At 39.8% G+C, this 17,947-nt stretch carries 16 protein-coding genes; 6 read left to right on the top strand and 10 right to left on the bottom strand.

What is annotated here, in order from left to right:
* Window positions 1-87: 87 nt before the first annotated feature.
* The 6 genes from mraY to mraZ are packed head-to-tail and all read right to left on the bottom strand — an operon-like array spanning window position 88 to window position 6,690.
* Window positions 88-1,329 (bottom strand): phospho-N-acetylmuramoyl-pentapeptide-transferase, encoded by a 1,242-nt coding sequence (mraY, locus tag JN11_RS00180; protein ID WP_144908465.1) that lies wholly within the window; start codon window positions 1,327-1,329, stop codon window positions 88-90.
* 23 nt (window positions 1,330-1,352) lie between these two features.
* On the bottom strand, window positions 1,353-2,813 hold the full coding sequence (locus JN11_RS00175) for a UDP-N-acetylmuramoyl-L-alanyl-D-glutamate--2,6-diaminopimelate ligase (RefSeq protein WP_144908463.1): 1,461 nt from the start codon (window positions 2,811-2,813) through the stop codon (window positions 1,353-1,355).
* Window positions 2,810-4,930, bottom strand: coding sequence for a penicillin-binding protein (locus JN11_RS00170; RefSeq protein WP_144908461.1), 2,121 nt, complete (start codon window positions 4,928-4,930; stop codon window positions 2,810-2,812). The genes JN11_RS00175 and JN11_RS00170 overlap by 4 nt, the downstream gene beginning before the upstream one ends.
* A complete protein-coding gene (locus JN11_RS00165) occupies window positions 4,920-5,330 on the bottom strand; it encodes an FtsL-like putative cell division protein (RefSeq protein ID WP_144908459.1) in 411 nt (136 codons plus the stop codon). Before JN11_RS00165 ends, JN11_RS00170 begins: the two co-directional genes overlap by 11 nt.
* A complete protein-coding gene (gene rsmH / locus JN11_RS00160) occupies window positions 5,327-6,229 on the bottom strand; it encodes a 16S rRNA (cytosine(1402)-N(4))-methyltransferase RsmH (RefSeq protein WP_144908457.1) in 903 nt (300 codons plus the stop codon). The genes JN11_RS00165 and rsmH overlap by 4 nt, the downstream gene beginning before the upstream one ends.
* Window positions 6,226-6,690 (bottom strand): division/cell wall cluster transcriptional repressor MraZ, encoded by a 465-nt coding sequence (gene mraZ / locus JN11_RS00155; RefSeq protein WP_144908455.1) that lies wholly within the window; start codon window positions 6,688-6,690, stop codon window positions 6,226-6,228. Before mraZ ends, rsmH begins: the two co-directional genes overlap by 4 nt.
* A gap of 198 nt (window positions 6,691-6,888) precedes the next feature.
* Here mraZ and JN11_RS00150 point away from each other — a divergent pair, with 198 nt between their 5' ends.
* Window positions 6,889-7,167 carry a hypothetical protein gene (locus tag JN11_RS00150; RefSeq protein ID WP_144908453.1) on the top strand — a complete coding sequence of 93 codons (279 nt, stop codon included), beginning with the start codon at window positions 6,889-6,891 and terminating at the stop codon, window positions 7,165-7,167.
* A gap of 118 nt (window positions 7,168-7,285) precedes the next feature.
* Window positions 7,286-8,866, top strand: coding sequence for a serine hydrolase (locus JN11_RS00145; protein WP_144908451.1), 1,581 nt, complete (start codon window positions 7,286-7,288; stop codon window positions 8,864-8,866).
* Between the two features lie 2 nt (window positions 8,867-8,868).
* Here JN11_RS00145 and JN11_RS00140 read toward each other — a convergent pair whose 3' ends face one another.
* Both JN11_RS00140 and JN11_RS00135 read right to left on the bottom strand, forming a co-directional pair.
* Window positions 8,869-9,444, bottom strand: a complete 576-nt coding sequence (locus JN11_RS00140; protein ID WP_144908449.1) for a pentapeptide repeat-containing protein — start codon at window positions 9,442-9,444, stop codon at window positions 8,869-8,871.
* 44 nt (window positions 9,445-9,488) lie between these two features.
* Window positions 9,489-12,863 (bottom strand): methylmalonyl-CoA mutase family protein, encoded by a 3,375-nt coding sequence (locus JN11_RS00135; RefSeq protein ID WP_144908447.1) that lies wholly within the window; start codon window positions 12,861-12,863, stop codon window positions 9,489-9,491.
* A gap of 461 nt (window positions 12,864-13,324) precedes the next feature.
* Between JN11_RS00135 and JN11_RS00130 the strand changes: the two genes are divergently transcribed.
* The 4 genes from JN11_RS00130 to JN11_RS00115 are packed head-to-tail and all read left to right on the top strand — an operon-like array spanning window position 13,325 to window position 15,679.
* Complete coding sequence (locus tag JN11_RS00130) at window positions 13,325-13,798, top strand: ribonuclease H-like YkuK family protein (protein WP_144908445.1); 474 nt, start codon at window positions 13,325-13,327, stop codon at window positions 13,796-13,798.
* Between the two features lie 53 nt (window positions 13,799-13,851).
* A complete protein-coding gene (locus JN11_RS00125; protein WP_144908443.1) occupies window positions 13,852-14,688 on the top strand; it encodes a sulfurtransferase in 837 nt (278 codons plus the stop codon).
* 3 nt (window positions 14,689-14,691) lie between these two features.
* Complete coding sequence (locus JN11_RS00120; RefSeq protein WP_144908441.1) at window positions 14,692-15,159, top strand: GNAT family N-acetyltransferase; 468 nt, start codon at window positions 14,692-14,694, stop codon at window positions 15,157-15,159.
* A gap of 52 nt (window positions 15,160-15,211) precedes the next feature.
* Window positions 15,212-15,679, top strand: a complete 468-nt coding sequence (locus JN11_RS00115; RefSeq protein WP_144908440.1) for an SRPBCC family protein — start codon at window positions 15,212-15,214, stop codon at window positions 15,677-15,679.
* Between the two features lie 75 nt (window positions 15,680-15,754).
* On the opposite strand, the gene JN11_RS00110 is transcribed toward JN11_RS00115, so the two are convergent.
* Both JN11_RS00110 and JN11_RS00105 read right to left on the bottom strand, forming a co-directional pair.
* The gene (locus JN11_RS00110) at window positions 15,755-16,618 is read right to left on the bottom strand and encodes a hypothetical protein (RefSeq protein ID WP_144908438.1); all 864 of its coding nucleotides are present in this window, start codon (window positions 16,616-16,618) and stop codon (window positions 15,755-15,757) included.
* 15 nt (window positions 16,619-16,633) lie between these two features.
* A complete protein-coding gene (locus JN11_RS00105; RefSeq protein WP_144908436.1) occupies window positions 16,634-17,947 on the bottom strand; it encodes an acetylxylan esterase in 1,314 nt (437 codons plus the stop codon).

Raw genomic sequence — 17,947 nt, 5'->3', positions numbered from 1 at the left:
TTAGAAAAGCGGCTTTTAACCGCTATATTTCAATTACAAACTTTATCAAACCTAAATACTCCGACCTTATCGTCGGATTTTGCCTGCTTACCTTAACTTCAGCGTCACAAAAGTTATAATGGCCAGCAGGATACCAATGATCCAGAAACGAGTTACAATTTTTGCTTCGTGAAATCCTTTTTTCTGATAATGGTGGTGCAAAGGCGCCATCAGAAAAACCCGGACACCTGTACCAGTTCTTTTTTTGGTGTACTTAAACCACGATACCTGGATAATTACGGAGATATTTTCCACAACAAAAACGCCACATAATATCGGCACCATCAATTCCTTACGGATCATGATGGCAAACACTGCTATAATACCTCCAATGGCTAAACTACCGGTATCGCCCATAAATACCTGGGCAGGGTAAGAGTTGTACCATAAAAAGCCAACACACGCCCCAACAAATGCACCGGCAAATATTACCAGCTCGCCCGAGTTAGGGATATACATAATATTCAAATAATCGGCTATTACCGTATTACCGGACACATAAGCTAAAATAGCCAGCGTAATACCTATAATGGCGGATGTACCTGTTGCTAACCCATCAATACCATCCGTTATATTGGCGCCATTAGATATGAACGTTATAATAAGAATTACAAAGAACATAAATACCAGCAGGGAATAATGATCCGTATCAGCACCAATGAACTTGAGCACCTTGCCATAATCAAATTCATTGTTTTTGTAAAAAGGCATAGTAGTTTTTGTCGACCTGATATCTTGAGTATAAACCGGCGTATTGCCACGCATATGAAACTCAACAGGTACATCATATTTAACCGGCAACTTAACTTCCTGCCTTATCACTATATCTTTATTAGAATACATGGTGAAGCCGATAAACAGTGCCAAACCTACCTGACCTATAATTTTGAATTTTCCCGCTAAACCTTCTTTATTCTTTTTGAATACCTTGATATAATCATCTAAAAAACCAATAGCTCCCAACCAAACGGTAGTCACTATCATCATAATAATGTAGATGTTCTCTAACTTGGCAAATAACAAGGTTGGAATTAAAATACCCAGTATGATAATAATACCACCCATTGTTGGTGTACCGGCCTTTTGCATCTGACCTTCCAAGCCCAGGTTTCTTACAGTTTCTCCAACCTGTTTAAAGCGCAAATAATCAATTAACCTGCGTCCAAAAACGGTAGTTACTATCAATGAGGTTATTACCGCCATTGCCATGCGGAAAGTAATGTATTGAAACACCCCCGCACCGGGAATAGCGTAGTTTTTATTAAGCCAATTGAACAGGTAGTAAAGCATGTTAATTATTTAATGTGCTGATTTTATACTATATCCTTAAAAATATCTGTTAACTCTTCCATGTCATCAAAGTGGCTGCGTACCCCTTTCACTTCCTGGTATTTTTCGTGACCCTTGCCTGCAACTAATACTATATCTCCGGGTTTAGCTAACATGCATGCCGTTTTAATAGCTTCCCTCCTGTCAACTATACTTAAAGTAAATCTTTTAAAAGCCGGATCAATTCCTTCTTCCATGTCCCTGATAATCTGAGCCGGATCTTCTGAACGGGGATTATCTGAGGTAAGAATAACCCTGTCGCTCCACTCGCAGGCAGTTTTTGCCATAATAGGACGCTTTGTTTTATCCCTGTCACCACCGCAGCCTATTACCGTTATTACTTTTTCATTTCCTTTACGGATATCATGAATAGTGCTTAATATGTTTTGTACAGCATCCGGCGAATGTGCATAATCAACAATACCTATAATTTTATTTGGCGATACGATGTAGTCAAAACGCCCCTTAGCACCAGTAAGCTTGCTCAAGCTGGTCAGGATAGCGGTTTTATCCTGTTCAAGCAACATCGCGGCAGCATAAACGGCTAATAAATTATAAGCGTTGAATGTGCCCACCATTTTAAACCAAACTTCATCACTATCAATCTGTAGAAACAAGCCTTCAAACTGATTTTCCAGGATACGGGCCTTATAATCAGCCATGCTTTTAAGGCCATAAGTTTTTTTATGAGCCTTTGTATTTTGCAGCATTACATTGCCGTTTTTATCGTCGATATTGGTTAATGCAAAAGCATTTGAAGGCAGTTCATCAAAAAATGTCTTTTTGGCTTTCAGATACTCCGCAAAGGTTTTATGATAATCCAGGTGATCATGTGTTAGGTTTGAAAAAATACCACCGGTAAAGCTCAATCCTACAATACGATGCTGGGCAATAGCATGTGAACTCACTTCCATAAAGCAGTAGTCACATCCTTTTTCAACCATTTCGCTCAGTAGCTTATTCAGTTCTACTGGATCGGGCGTAGTATGTGTAGCCGGTATCACTTCACCATTAATCTGATTTTCAACGGTTGATAATAAACCGCATTTATACCCCAGATCAGAAAACAATTTATAAAGTAAGGTAGCTATGGTGGTTTTACCATTAGTGCCTGTTACCCCTATTAATTTTAATTTGGCGGATGGATTGTCGTAAAAATTAGCGGATACAATACCAAGTGCAACGGATGAATCAGCAACCATCAGGAAATCAACCTCACCAGTTACGCGAGCAGGAAGTTCTTCACAAATAACAGCTACTGCGCCATCATTTATTGCCTGCAGGATATAATCGTGCCCATCAACAACAGTCCCTTTTACGGCAACAAATAACGACCCGGGAATTACTTTCCTTGAATCGAAAACGATTGCAGAAATTTCCATGTCGGCGCTGCCCTGTAATTCGGTGAATGCAAGCCCCTCAATTATATCGCTTAAATACTTCATTGCAATTCAATTATTATTTTTGATCCCTTAGATATAACGCTTCCGCCTGATACCGATTGATTTGTTACTGTTCCGCTACCACGCACTGCCACTTTATAACCGGCATTACCCAGTATATACAAAGCATCGCTAAGTCCCATACCGATAACAGATGGCACCACGCCGCTTTTATAATTAACGTCTTCATAGGCAATTCCGTTGCTGGTATCAATCCCACTGGCCGGGGTATTGGATGCATACAATGGCTTAACGCCCAATTTGTTATAAACTTGCTTAAGCGCCCTTGGATTACCTTTTTTAATTTGCGGTAAATTACTGTTACCTGCATAATGCATAGGTGCTGCCTGGTTCATTTCCAAATCGCTGGCATACACCCTATCGGCTATTTCCCTAAAAATAGGACCAGCAACATAAGCTGCCAGGTATGAACCTTGTGTAGGGTGATTGATTACCACAATCATGGAATATTTAGGATGATTAGCAGGAAAATATCCACAAAATGAAGCCTGGTAAGTTTTATTTACACCATACCCGCTTGAACCATTGGCAATTTGTGCAGTACCTGTTTTGCCTGCTACCGAATACAAAGAGTTTTTGATGATGGTTTTGCCGGTACCTTCCTGCACAACACCTTCCAACATGCTTTTCATCTTGCCTAAAGTGGCTTCTGAGCACATCTGCGGGTTAATTACCCTTGCCTGGAACTGCTCAACTGTGCTACCCATACGCTGAATTTCCCTTACAAAAATGGGTGCAATCATTTTTCCGTTATTGGCAACTCCGTTATACAGCGTAAGCATTTGCAACGGCGTCATGTGCATTTCATAACCATAGGCCATTTCAGGCAAGGTCAATTTGCTCCAGCTTCGGTTTGACGGATTTTTAATAACCGGTTTTGCCTCACCAGGAATTTGAAGTACCAGTCTTTCATTTAAATGCAGGGCATACAGGTTATCCGTAAACTGCCTTGGGTTATCACCATAATGTGACGAAATGAATTTTACAATAGCTACGTTTGATGATTCTTCAAATGCTCTTTTGGCAGTCATCACAAAATTTCCAGCCTCGGCATCTTTAAATGTTTTAAGCAGTTTGCCTTTATAATACATGTTATAGGTACCATTTTCGGCATTCACCAATGTATTGGTATCAATTTTATGCTGATCAAAAGCGGTCATATAACTGGCCAGTTTAAAGGTTGACCCCGGATCAGCTGCATCACTTATAGCATAGTTGTAAGTCTCTTTATAATCGCCATCCTTTGTTCTGGTAAAATTGGATATCGCTCTAATCTGGCCTGTCGCTACCTCCATCAATACCACGCAACCATGATCGGCCTGTGTTTTTATTAATTGTTTCTTTAAGGCATCCTGCGCTACATCCTGAAAATTAACATCAATGGTTGAAATAATGTCTGCACCTTCTTTCGGTTCAATTTCCTCATCGCCATTATTAACCGGCATCCATGCACCACCAGCCATGCGCTGCATTAAACGTTTGCCGCTTTCGCCCTCAATATAGTTTGCGTAAGCTCCTTCAAGACCTACAGCATTTTTTACGTTATCATTTTTATAGCCAATGGTACGCGCTGCAAGGGTACGAAATGGAAAAACACGTTGGTTTTGCTCTACAACAATCAACCCTCCCTTGTATTTGCCCAAATTAAAAATCGGGAACTTACGGATCTGTTTTAATTCCTGAAAAGTAACCCTACGCCTTATCAACTCGTAACGTGAGCTATCATTACGTGCGTCACGCAGAATGCGTACATACTGCCGCTGTGACTTATCACCATAAAGTTGCGAAAGCTTTAACGCCAGCGAATCAACCTTCTCGTTAAATACTTTATCATCCACAATACCGGGTGCCAGCATATCCATATGCAATTCATATTCAGGCACCGAAGTAGCCAGCAGGCTCATATCGTTTGAGAAAATATTACCACGGGCAGCCTCAACCGTTTGGTAACGGGTGGTAAGTGTAGTGGCCATGGCTCTCCACTTTTTACCCTGTACAAACTGAACCCGGTACAATTGCACCACTACAGCTCCGGCAAACAGCAAAATAAGGCCAAATGCAAGGTATATCCTTGCCAGTATGTTTGTCCTAATGCTCATCGGTTACCTCCTCTGCTACAATTTTTTGCGGCGGCTGCATCGACTCTTTAATACCTAAGGTATCTGCACGTTTAGCAACCTCTGTTAGCGTACTTTTATAGGCTAAATCAGCCTTGGCTGTTTTATAATCCCAGCTTAATTCTTTTACTTCTTTTGTAACCTTATCAATCTCACGGATATTTCTTTCAGCCAAATGCCTGTTAGCAATGTAAACCATTCCTAAAAAGGTTAAAAACAACACAAAAGGCAACGCTTTGGTAGCAGACTCGGCATTAATAAAGCCTTTCGATAAAAATTGGGTTAAAAAGTTATCAGGAAATTCCGCTTCGGGTTTTTCCTCAACAATAAGCTTTTTCTCCGCTTCTTCTTCCTCTATTTGTGTGCGTAGCCTATTCGTCATTTTTTTACCGCTATTCTTAATTTAGCGCTCCGTGCCCGGTTGTTTTTACTTATTTCCTCTGCCGATGCCGTAATTGCTCCACGACTCACTGCATCTAATGGCTTGTTATCATTACCGTAAAGATCTTTTTCAACTTCCCCACTAAACTTTCCTTTAGCAATGAAGTTTTTCACCAGCCTGTCTTCTAATGAATGATAAGACATAACTACGAGTCTGCCACCCGAAGCCAATACAGATGCCGACTGGATTAAAAAATCTTTTAAAGCTTCCAGTTCCTGGTTTACCTCGATGCGCAAAGCCTGGAAAACCTGCGCCAGGTATTTATTTTCTTTTCCTTTTGGGATACGCCCCGCAATGGCATTCTTCAAATCAGCAATAGTAACTATTGGCCCATTTAAGCGGGTAGTCGCTATAGTATTGGCTAATGATTTAGCATTTTGAATTTCACCATAGATCCCGAAAATGCGATGCAGCTCTGCTTCCGAATAAGTATTCACTACTTCTTTAGCTGTTAAAGCCGAATCCTGATTCATCCGCATATCCAGTTCAGCGTCAAAACGGATAGAAAAACCGCGTTCGGCCTGGTCAAACTGGTAAGATGAAACACCCAGGTCAGCCAGGATACCATCAACAGGGATAGCATCATGCAAACGGCAAAAGTTTTTCAGGAAACGGAAATTTTGATCAATGAAAATAAAACGCTCATCATCAATAATATTTTGCCTTGCGTCAGCATCCTGATCAAATGCCAGCAACCTTCCTTCTTTATTTAAATGCTTTAAAATCTCGCGAGAGTGACCACCACCACCAAAAGTTACATCCACATAAGTACCATTCGGCTTTATATTCAAAGCCTCAATGCATTCATTCAGCATCACTGGAGTATGGTATTCACTCATATGGTTTCCCCTTTTCTTTTATCACCCATCACTTCTTCGGCCAATGCTGCAAAGTTTTCAGGCTCACTATCAATCATAGCATCATAAGCCGCTTTATCCCAAACCTCAATTTTATTAATCTGGCAGGTCAATACTGCATCAGCCTTAATATTTGCATAATCTAATAACGACTGCGGTAAATTCACCCTCCCTGCTGCATCAAGCGTTAACTCAGTAGCACCACGGGTAAAATAACGGATGAACTCTATGTTTTTGCTCTCGTATTGATTAAGTTTGCTCAGTTCGTCAAGCTTTTTGTCCCATTCCTTTTTGGTGTAAATAACAAGATACTTTTTAAAGCCACGATTGATCACAAGGCCCTCACTTTCAGCTTCAGGAAGCTTTTTTTTGAGGCCCGCAGGGATCATCATTCGCCCTTTGTTATCTAATTTACACTCAAACTCGCCGGTTAAATGGGACATTTTAAAACTTTGGCATTAATTGTAATGTAAAATTAGGTTTCTTTTACCACTTTCTACCACTTTCTACCACTAAAGTTATTAACACTTGTGCAATAGCTTTGTGGATTATATTTTGCAACCACTATTGTCCAAAACGTTAAAAAATAAGTTATATATAAATCCATTAGTCGCTAATTATAAGTACTTTATGAATTTAAAATGAAATCCATAACCATTACCGATGACCTTCAACTTGTAGTTGAAAATTGCGATAATAAAGCCCGCTTAATAGTTTATAAAGATGGCGTGGAAAACGTTTGCCGCAAAGAAGGCTTCGGGAAGCTCCAGCGCTTTATCACATCTGATGAAAAAACAATGTTTGGTGGGAGATTACGATTGCACAAAAATATGGAGGGTATAGCTATCGAGATAAAAGGCAAAATTGAAGGGGTAATTAAAGCGGAGGACTTTTTAAAACTCCTTTCGGATGCCATATAGCTACTAGTTTTAAAAACCCATTGCTACTTCAAATCATCACCATTATAATACAGACTTTTGCTTTTTTGAAATCAGCCGGGCAATTAGTATGTTTAGCCTCTGTAACTGATTACTCATTATGCAATCTCATTCATTTTTCCTCTCTCAAAAATTCAAGGTAATACTCGTTTCTTTTTATCTACTAACACCCGGTATAAATGCTTATTCACAAGCAATTACACCCGATTCTGTTGACCGGCTGGTTGAACGGACATTAAAAACTTTTGATGTACCCGGTATTGCCGTGGCGATAGTAAAAGATGATAAGATTGTATACGAAAAAGGCTATGGCGTGCGATCATTAAATACAGGTAAAAAAGTTAATGAAAATACTTTGTTCGGTATAGCTTCTAACAGTAAGGCTTTTACCGTTGCCGCATTAGGAATTCTAGCCTATGAGGGCAAACTAAAATTAGATGATAAGGTGACGGATTATATCCCGGAGTTTAAAATGTATGACCCATACGTTACTGCTGAATTTACCATAAGGGATCTGCTTACCCACCGTAGCGGACTGGGCCTTGGTGCGGGTGACCTGATGGACTGGCCCGATTCGACCAATTTTACCATGGGAGATGTGATTCATAACCTGCGTTATCTGAAGCCGGTATCCAGCTTCAGAAGTAAATATGATTATGACAACCAATTATATAAAGTTGCCGGCGAGATAGTTAAAAGAGTATCGGGCATGAGCTGGGAAGATTTTGTAGAAACCCGTATTATGAAGCCACTTCATATGGACAATAGTGTGGCAGCTTACCAAAGGCTAAAAGATCATAGCAATGTAGTGGATGCACATTCGCCGGTAGATGGTAAAGTAGTGGTTATTCCACGCTTTATTGCAGGTACCGGAGATGCAGCAGCCGGGGTTTATTCGAGCGTCGCAGATTTAAGTAAATGGGTGATTGTACATATGAACAATGGTAAATATGGCGATAGCTCAAATCTGTTTAGTGAAGCCATTCACCAGGAAATGTGGTCGCCGCAAACCATTATCCCGACTCCTGCAAAAAACTCTTATCATACGCATTTCACCGCTTACGGATTAGGTTTTGTTTTGTCGGATGTAAATGGCTATAAAGAAGTAAATCATACCGGTGGCATTGATGGCATGGTAACCAAAATAACCATGCTGCCTGAATTAAAGCTGGCAATTATTGTATTAACTAACCAGCAATCGGGCGCAGCGTTTAGCGCAGTTACCAACCAGATTAAAGACAGCTACCTGGGCGTAAACGGTAGAGACTGGGTAAAGATTTATGCCGATAACGTAAAAGCCAGTCGTGATAATGCTGATAAGGTAACCTCTGCCGTATGGAAACAAGTAGCTGCCCGGAAACTTGATGCTACAAAAACAGATTTAACACCTTATACCGGAACCTATCATGATAATTGGCTTGGCGATGCTGTTATCAGCTTAAAGGATGGGCAGTTATGGATAACCTGTAAACGATCTCCCAAATTGACCGGACAGGTATTTCCTTATATTGATAATACATTTGTTATCAGATGGAATTATAGGAGTATGGAAGCAGATGCTTTTGCCATGTTCTCGCCTGATGAGAACGGAAAACCAACAGAAATCAAGCTAAAACCGGTATCACCATTAACTGATTTCAGTTTTGATTTTCAGGATTTGGATTTTCATAAGGTGAAATAAATTTATCCCTCAATCCTGATATCATATTTAGCCAAAAGCCCAGGTAAACCATGTACGGAGAACCTGGCTTTTTTAAGCATATTGGTATCAGGATCGATGGTATAATTGTAGGATGTCCGCAAGTCTGCATTTTTCAAAATGGTTCGGCTAAAGAAAGCCCGGTTCAGGTTGCAATTTACAAATACAACATCGGTCAAATCTGCCTCTGTAAAGTCTGCTTCTATCATGGAGCAATCTGTAAACTTAGCGCCCTTATTTTTCTTTTTATAGAAGATGCCATTATCCAGTATGCAAGCCTCAAAGTTTACCTCAAATAAAAAATCGCGACTTTTACTAAAATCTGCCCCGCTTAACTTACAATCTTTGAAATGAATATCCTGCAAACCCGTATCTGATAAACGGATCAGCGTTAAATTACAACCCTGAAACTTGCAATTAACAAAAGTTATAGATGAAAAATCGGCATAGGAAAGATCGCTGTTTCTAAAGCTGCAATTTTCATAAGTATTATTATATCCTGAAAGAGTTTCAGCAGTAATTTTAGTAAAAGTTTTATCTTCTATTATTTCAGATGGCATGCTGCAAAATAAAGGATTTTGTTGATTTGAATACAATTAAAATCCTACATATTCCTTCTATACTGCCCCCCTACCTCGTACAAAGCATGTGAGATTTGCCCTAATGAACAATATTTACAGGCCTCCATAAGGCTGCCAAAAATATTTCCGCCACTAATTGCAACGTGCTGAAGATCCTTCAATAATTGAGGTATTATTTCCTTATTCCTGCGTTGAAATTCATGCAATGCCTGTATCTGAAATTGTTTTTCTTCTTCTGTTGCTCTGATCACTTCTGATGGTACTACCGTTGGGGAACCTTTTTTATTGAGGAAAGTATTTACACCCACAATCGGATACTCGCCATTATGTTTCAGGGTTTCATAATAAAGTGATTCTTCCTGTATCTTACTGCGTTGGTACATGGTTTCCATCGCCCCTAAAACACCACCACGGTCGTTTATAGCTTTAAATTCGGCCAATACAGCTTCTTCTACCAAATCAGTTAATTCTTCAATAATAAATGCGCCCTGTATCGGGTTTTCATTCTTGGCCAATCCCAATTCACGGTTAATAATCAATTGAATAGCCATTGCCCGGCGCACTGATTCTTCTGTTGGGGTGGTTATGGCTTCATCGTAGGCATTGGTGTGCAAGGAGTTGCAATTATCATAAATAGCATACAAAGCCTGCAAGGTGGTTCGGATATCATTGAAATCAATCTCTTGTGCATGTAATGACCGACCACTGGTTTGGATATGATATTTCAGTTTTTGTGAGCGATCATTCCCTTTATATTTGTTTTTGATAGCCTTTGCCCATATCCTCCTCGCTACACGACCAATTACCGAATACTCCGGATCAATACCATTGGAGAAAAAGAATGACAAATTAGGTGCAAAGTCATCAATGTGCATTCCCCGGCTCAAGTAATACTCTACATAAGTAAAACCATTAGATAAGGTAAAAGCCAGCTGTGTAACCGGGTTAGCACCTGCTTCTGCAATATGATAGCCGGATATGGATACCGAATAAAAGTTCTGTACCTTGTTATTAATAAAATACTGCTGAATATCACCCATCATCCGCAGGGCAAATTCTGTAGAGAAAATGCAGGTATTTTGGGCCTGGTCTTCTTTCAAAATATCGGCCTGCACCGTACCTCGCACTTTGGCTATGGCATCGTCTTTTATCTTTTCATATTCTTCGGCAGGTAACACCTGGTCGCCGGTGAGGCCCAATAGGATTAGACCGAGACCACTACTACCATTCGGTAAAGCACCGTCATAATGAGGCCGGGCTATGTTTTTATCATCATACAACTCCTTAAACTTTGCTTCTACCAAATGTTCCAGCTGATGTTTTATGATGTATTTTTCACATTGTTGATCAATCGCAGCATTCATAAAGAAGCCAAGCAGCATGGGTGCCGGGCCATTGATGGTCATGGATACTGAAGTAGAGGAGCTACAAAGGTCAAAACCTGAATACAACTTTTTGGCATCATCCAAAGTAGCAATACTTACTCCCGAGTTGCCTATCTTGCCATAAATATCAGGCCTCACATGCGGGTCTTCACCATACAATGTTACTGAATCAAATGCGGTTGATAACCGGTGTGCAGGCTGCCCTAATGAAACATAATGAAACCGCTTATTTGTCCGCTCCGGTCCACCTTCTCCGGCAAACATTCGGGTTGGATCTTCACCCTCACGCTTTAGCGGGAATACACCCGCAGCATAAGGGAATTCGCCCGGTAAGTTTTCGGTAAGCAACCAGCGGAGCACATCGCCCCAGGCTTCGTATTTAGGCAAAGCTATTTTAGGAATCTTTAATTGCGATAAGGAGGTATAATAAAGCGGTTGTTTAATCTCTTTATCACGCACCTTATAAATAAAGTTTTCAGCGGTATATTGTTTAACAGTCTCTGGCCATTGCTTGAGCTGGCGTTTACAGTCGGGGTGCAGATGTTGTTCCAGATGTTCCTTTATGTTTTGTAATGATGTAATATCCTGTGTTCCATTTTCCGCCATTAATTCCATCACACCCTTTACCTGGTATAACTGCTGTGCAATTTTGCATTGTTCATTTACCCATTGTTTATAGGCCTGACTGCTTTCTACTATCTCAGCAAGGTACCTGATCCTGTCGGGCGGAATAATGTATATCTTTTCTGATTCTTCCTGCAGGTCGTGATTTGTTTGTTTTGCACCGATAAAATCCACATCGGTTTTAGCCTTAACAGCTTTCATCAGTTCGGCAAAAAGGGTATTCATACCCGGATCATTGAACTGAGATGCCATCGTCCCATATACCGGAATATCCTCATCCTTTGCAGCAAATAACTGATGATTGCGCTTATATTGTTTACGTACATCTCTTAAAGCATCCAGTGCACCGCGTTTATCAAATTTATTTAAGGCAACCAGGTCAGCAAAATCCAACATATCTATTTTCTCCAACTGGGTGGCTGCCCCAAACTCCGGGGTCATTACATAAAGCGAAAGGTCACAGTAATCGGTAATCATTGTATCTGACTGGCCGATGCCTGATGTTTCTACAATAATAAAATCATAACCCGCGGCTTTGCAGATATCAATACTCTCCTGTACGTGTTTAGAAAGCGCCAGGTTAGCTTGCCGTGTAGCTAGTGAACGCATATAAACTCTCGGACTATTAATCGCATTCATCCTGATCCTATCGCCTAGCAAAGCACCTCCCGTTTTGCGTTTAGATGGATCTACCGATATAATTGCCAACGTTTTATCTGTATCCATCAAAAAACGGCGCACTATCTCATCAACCAATGATGATTTACCTGAGCCACCGGTACCTGTAATGCCCAAAACCGGTACATGACTGCTTTTTATAATCCGGTGCACATCAGCCATGAATCCGCTAACCTCAGCAGGGTAGTTTTCTACTACGCTAATGGCTTCAGCTATAGATTTAATATCTTTTTCGGGCAGATGTTTAATCTCGCCGTTCAATTTTATTTTATGCTGAAAGTCGCATTGTTGCAGCATATCATTAATCATCCCCTGTAAACCCATGGTTCGGCCATCATCAGGCGAATAAATCCGCGCAATACCGTATTGATGCAGCTCTTTAATTTCATCAGGTAAAAACACACCACCACCACCACCAAATATTTTAATATGCCCTGCCCCACGCTCCTTCAGCAAATCGTGCATGTATTTAAAGTATTCCATGTGGCCACCCTGGTAGCTGGTTAAAGCAATGCCTTGTACATCTTCCTGTATAGCGCAGTTCACCACCTCATCAACTGAGCGGTTATGACCCAAATGGATTACCTCCGCCCCTGATGATTGCAGTATACGCCGCATAATATTAATGGTAGCATCATGCCCATCGAACAACGAAGCGGCGGTAACAAAACGGATCTTGTACTTTGAATGATATGGGGCAATACTTTCCATGGGAACGGATATAATTGGTAAAGATCAAAATTAACCAAAATAAACCTTGCAAAATACTATGCTTGCATAATATTTACATCCAGCATTAAAGAAGCATTCAAAAATGAACATATGAACGCTGTGAGCACTAAAACAAAAGTTAATTTTATTACCTCAATAGAAATTCCTTATCAATTTATAATAATAACTAAAAAACTGATGTAAAGGGTGGAAATCGCTTTACATCAAATTGATAGCAGGCTCAATGAAAAAATTTTGAGATACATAAAACGCAGGCAATTCACACAAAGTATATATTTAAAATCTAAACGTTAAATTTATATTCAAATCCGATAACTTGTTAATATTCAGTAAAATGTTAACAAATAAATCATATCTTGTTTACGTTAATATGAAACCTTATCGCTTATTTTTATAGACCCTAAAAAGGTCAGGACAAATTTAACCTTAAAAATAAATTTATGACCTGGAGAAAATTTAGCGGCGAAGTTATCCAATCGCCCATTATTGAGGCCGTAGAAAAGGCAATTGAAAGGGAAACAGCACTGGGGAACAAGCTTAAAGTATGTATCGGAACCGATTCACAGGTAAAAGGCAATGTAACCGATTTTGCTACGGTTATAGTGTTTTTGCGTGAACAACGGGGAGGGTTCATGTTTATCCATCAGGAACGTACATCCCAAAAAATGAGCATCAAAGAAAGAATGCTGACAGAGGTGCAGAAATCTATCGACACTGCCTATAAGCTTTGCGATTTACTTGATCTGTATGATGTTGATCTGGAAGTACATGCCGACATTAACACCAACCCTATGTTTAAATCCAACCAGGCACTACACGAGGCTATGGGTTATATTTTAAGCATGGGCTTTGTATTTAAAGCAAAACCTGAGGCTTTTGCAAGTTCTTATTGCGCCAATAAAATGGTACAATAGTTTACCAAAATCAGGTGAACAGTGTCTATATTTGATATTCTATCAATATAGCTATGTCACCAATAATTGAAATAAATGATCCGGCCTTTAACGGCCCTAATACTATTGTTATCGATGCCCGCGGCGGTCAGGATTCTTACCAGCGTTATCTTTCAGGGCATTTAAAAAATGCTGTTTACGCCGATTTGGATAAACACCTTGCCGCAAAAGTTACCGATGCATCCATTGGTGGCAGGCATCCCTTACCTCCAATAAATGATTTTGCTGCTTTATTAGGTAACTGGGGAATAAACCCGGAAAGCCATGTTATTGTATATGATGATAAATCGGCAGCCATGAGCGCAGCCAGACTTTGGTGGATGCTGAAGGCCATTGGCCACAAAAATGTGCGGGTTTTAAATGGCGGCTTAAAGGCGGCAACAGACGCAGGCATTTCACTAAGTACCGAACTATATAACCCCACTCCAGTAAAGCCTTATCAGGTTACAGGTAACTATGCAGGAACCGTTGATATTGAAGAAGCAGGAAAAGTAGCCCAAAGCAATGAGAAAGTTGTGATTGATGTTCGTGAAACACCGAGATACCTTGGCCAAACAGAACCTATTGATTTGATTGCTGGTCACATACCAGGAGCAATAAACCTGCCTTATATTTCAAACATGGATGCCTCCGGTAAATATTTACTTCCCGATGCTTTACGCAAGGCTTACGACGAAGCAATTAACGGCATACCTTATGACCAGGTAATTGTACATTGCGGATCGGGTGTTACAGCCTGCCACACCCTTTTAGGAATGGCTTATGCCGGAATTGAAGGACCAAAATTGTACGTAGGTTCATGGAGCGAGTGGTCACGCAGGGATTTGCCAATAGCAACCAATGAGCTTTAGTTTATGGAGCAAATTATTATTAGGAAAGCGGCTATAAGCGATTTGAATATATTGCTGGAGTTTGAGCAGGGGATAATTAAAGCTGAGCGCCCTTTTGATGTTACTTTAAAAGATGGGGAGATCCATTATTACGATATTGCCCAAATGATTATTGCGGATCATGTTGAAGTATTAGTGGCCGAAAAAGCTGGCGAATTGATTGCAAGCGGGTACGCACGTATTGAGGACTCAAAAATATATTTAAAACATCCTAAACACGCCTACTTGGGGTTTATGTATGTAAAACCCGAATACCGCGGCAAAGGGGTAAATAAAATGATTTTGGACGGATTAGCTTTATGGAGCAAACAACGGGGAATAATGGAGCTGCACCTGGAAGTGTATGATGAAAATACGCCGGCAGTAAGGGCTTATGAGAAAGTGGGATTTTCAAAACTTTTAGTTCAGATGCGGATGGGACTTACTGATTGAATATACCAGTTATAAATAAAACCATAACTTTCTTAATACCGTAGCTTATCCTGTGAAAACATACACGCTAAAAACCGAACAAGCCATTCCTATTAGTTTAGAAGATGCCTGGAATTTCTTTTCTTCACCCTTAAACCTGGCGAAGATTACCCCCAAAGAGATGAATTTTGTGGTTACATCTGATTATACAGCCGATACTAAAATGTATCCAGGTATGATCATAACCTACATAGTTTCCCCTGTATTAGGTATCAAAATGAATTGGATGACAGAAATTACTCACGTGAAAGAGGGTGAATATTTTGTAGATGAACAACGCTTTGGGCCGTACGCTCTATGGCACCACCAACATCATTTTAAATCCATAACAGGTGGTATGCTGATGAATGATATTTTAAATTATGCCATACCCTATGGAATAATTGGCCGCATCGCTAACACCATTTTAGTTGAGAACCAAATCAAAAAAATATTCAGTTACCGCGAAAAGGCAATTAAAGAACTATTCGGGGAGTTTTAATATAAATAGAAAAAGATGAATAAGATGCCATTATAAACATCTCATTCATCTTTTGGCCTTAGTTTCTCTCAAGGTCTATCTGTAATCAAGCCTGTAAATAAGCGCTAACGAAAATATAGTACCATCGCTGGTATTTCTGCCTGTTAAAAATTCACCACCGGTTGCATACAAGGCAAGCTCTCTGGTAAATGAATATCCGTAGCTTAGTGAAGCTTGTATAAATGAATAGTTTCTGTTGGTTTCTGGGATACCGGAAATAAACTTTTTATCATCACTAAATGAATTTATTCCGCTTAAAGATACGGATATCTGGTTTTTAAACTCATCATCAAGTGTTATTCCGAAAGTACCGGTATACCTGTTTTGTATAGGGCCATTGTTACCAAAATACTGCCTTACACCATCAGAAGCATTAAAATAAGTGCTTTTGCCGAATAAACTACCAGTTCCTGAAAAAGCCAGTTTTAATTCTCCACCTTCTTCTCCATACCCTAAATTAGGATTGTTTGAATAAGTAGGTGTAATAGCCGTTCCCTGCAAAGAAAAATAATAAACAAAATCAATATTGAAAAGGTAGTAACGCAAACCAGTTTCCAGGTCAGTTAATCCCGAAGTAACGGTAGTGCGGGGAGCTATATTTTGGGTATAGGTATTATATACATATGGCAATGATACAATTGCAGCAAAACGCCGGCTAATACCATATTCAGCATACAAAGTTATCCCAACGGAGGTGTATTTTCCTGAATTGGGAAATGACTTTTTTACTCCTGTTGAGTCCCACTGCGTATTTGAAAAGAAATAACTTGCTGAAGGTGCAATCAACAAACGTCCCGGGCGGACAGGAAAACCACCGTCAGCAAAAACCACCGTCTTCGATGCAGTTAAAAGTATCAACAAAAAAAATGAAAATCGTGTAAAGGTTTTAAATAGGCTCATGATTTATATTTTATTTTAAAACATTGCAAACTGATCGCGCATCCAGCGGCCCTCATAAATATTATATTTTTTTCCAATCTCATGCGCAAGATCACGGAATATAATTATATGTTTTGGGACCTTGGTAATATTATTATAAAGTACGTATACGTGATCTGGCGGTGCTATATTATCAACCAAACCTAAACCTACCAGAGTTGGGCATGTTAAATTTGTTGCAAAGTTTTTGGCATCAAAATAATCAAGATTATTGTATACTTTGTCCATGGTTAAACCAGGTCGGGTGTTCACATATTTGTGAATATCATTAATCGGCCAGTCAACTTCATGTTCCATATTGCGCACATCACTTAATATAGGATTTGCTGCCGAACAAAAATTTATACGTTTATCCAATGAAGATAGCGCAACTGTTAAATATCCACCCAAGCTACCGCCAGCCACTATTATGTTCTCATGCCTCAGTTCAGGTCTGCTGTAAATAAAATCAACGGCTCGTATACAATCCATTATTGCGCCGCGCAGAATGTATTTATTCTTATCCTCTAAATTGAGTAATATGTAACTATCTCTTCGCACATTAATCACATCCTTACTATTGCCTGATCCTCTTATATTCAAAGTGAACATAGCAATGTCCGGATCGCTTCCCATCATGGGTCCCAAGGCTACCTGGTATCCCGGAAGACCGAGTAACACTACAAATTTTCTGTTTTTATTTTTAACAATTGGCTCTGTCAGGTACCCGCGAATAGTAAAACCTCCTAACGATTTCATCTCTACCAGAAATACCCTGTGCCCATTTTTATTGGAATCAACCAGTTCGGTCATTTTAAATTCCGGTGGTACATTGTCAAGCTCCTTTCGGGTATTTTGCCAAAAAGCATCAAAATCTGTAGGTTTTGCATATTGCGACCTAATCTGCTCAGGTTTTATACCGAACGCTTTACGTGTTGTATCATCATAATCTGATACGTTTACCATGAAATTTATTTTGTAAAATCCTGGTTTATCAATCGGAATCTCAAAATTATATGATTCTGAACTTTTTCTTCCGATATTAACTTTTACAGAATCTGCCTTAACTTTTTTCCCAGCCTCGGTAGTTACCAGATAAGATACCTTACCCACTTCACGAGTGTCCGAACCATTTTTTACTTCAAAAGTATATGAAGCTGTTGAACTAAATATACCATCGCTGCTGTGTGGGGTAATAATGGCGCTTACAGAACCTTCTTTATCATCTCCTTGTGCAAATACCGTTTTTGTTGCTGATACCAGTAACAACAGGAAAAATACCACTAAAATTTTACTTGGAACGCTCATCAT

The sequence above is a fragment of the Mucilaginibacter frigoritolerans genome, from assembly GCF_007830615.1.
Lineage (GTDB): Bacteria > Bacteroidota > Bacteroidia > Sphingobacteriales > Sphingobacteriaceae > Mucilaginibacter > Mucilaginibacter frigoritolerans.
This window is presented reverse-complemented; position numbering and strand designations above follow the sequence as displayed.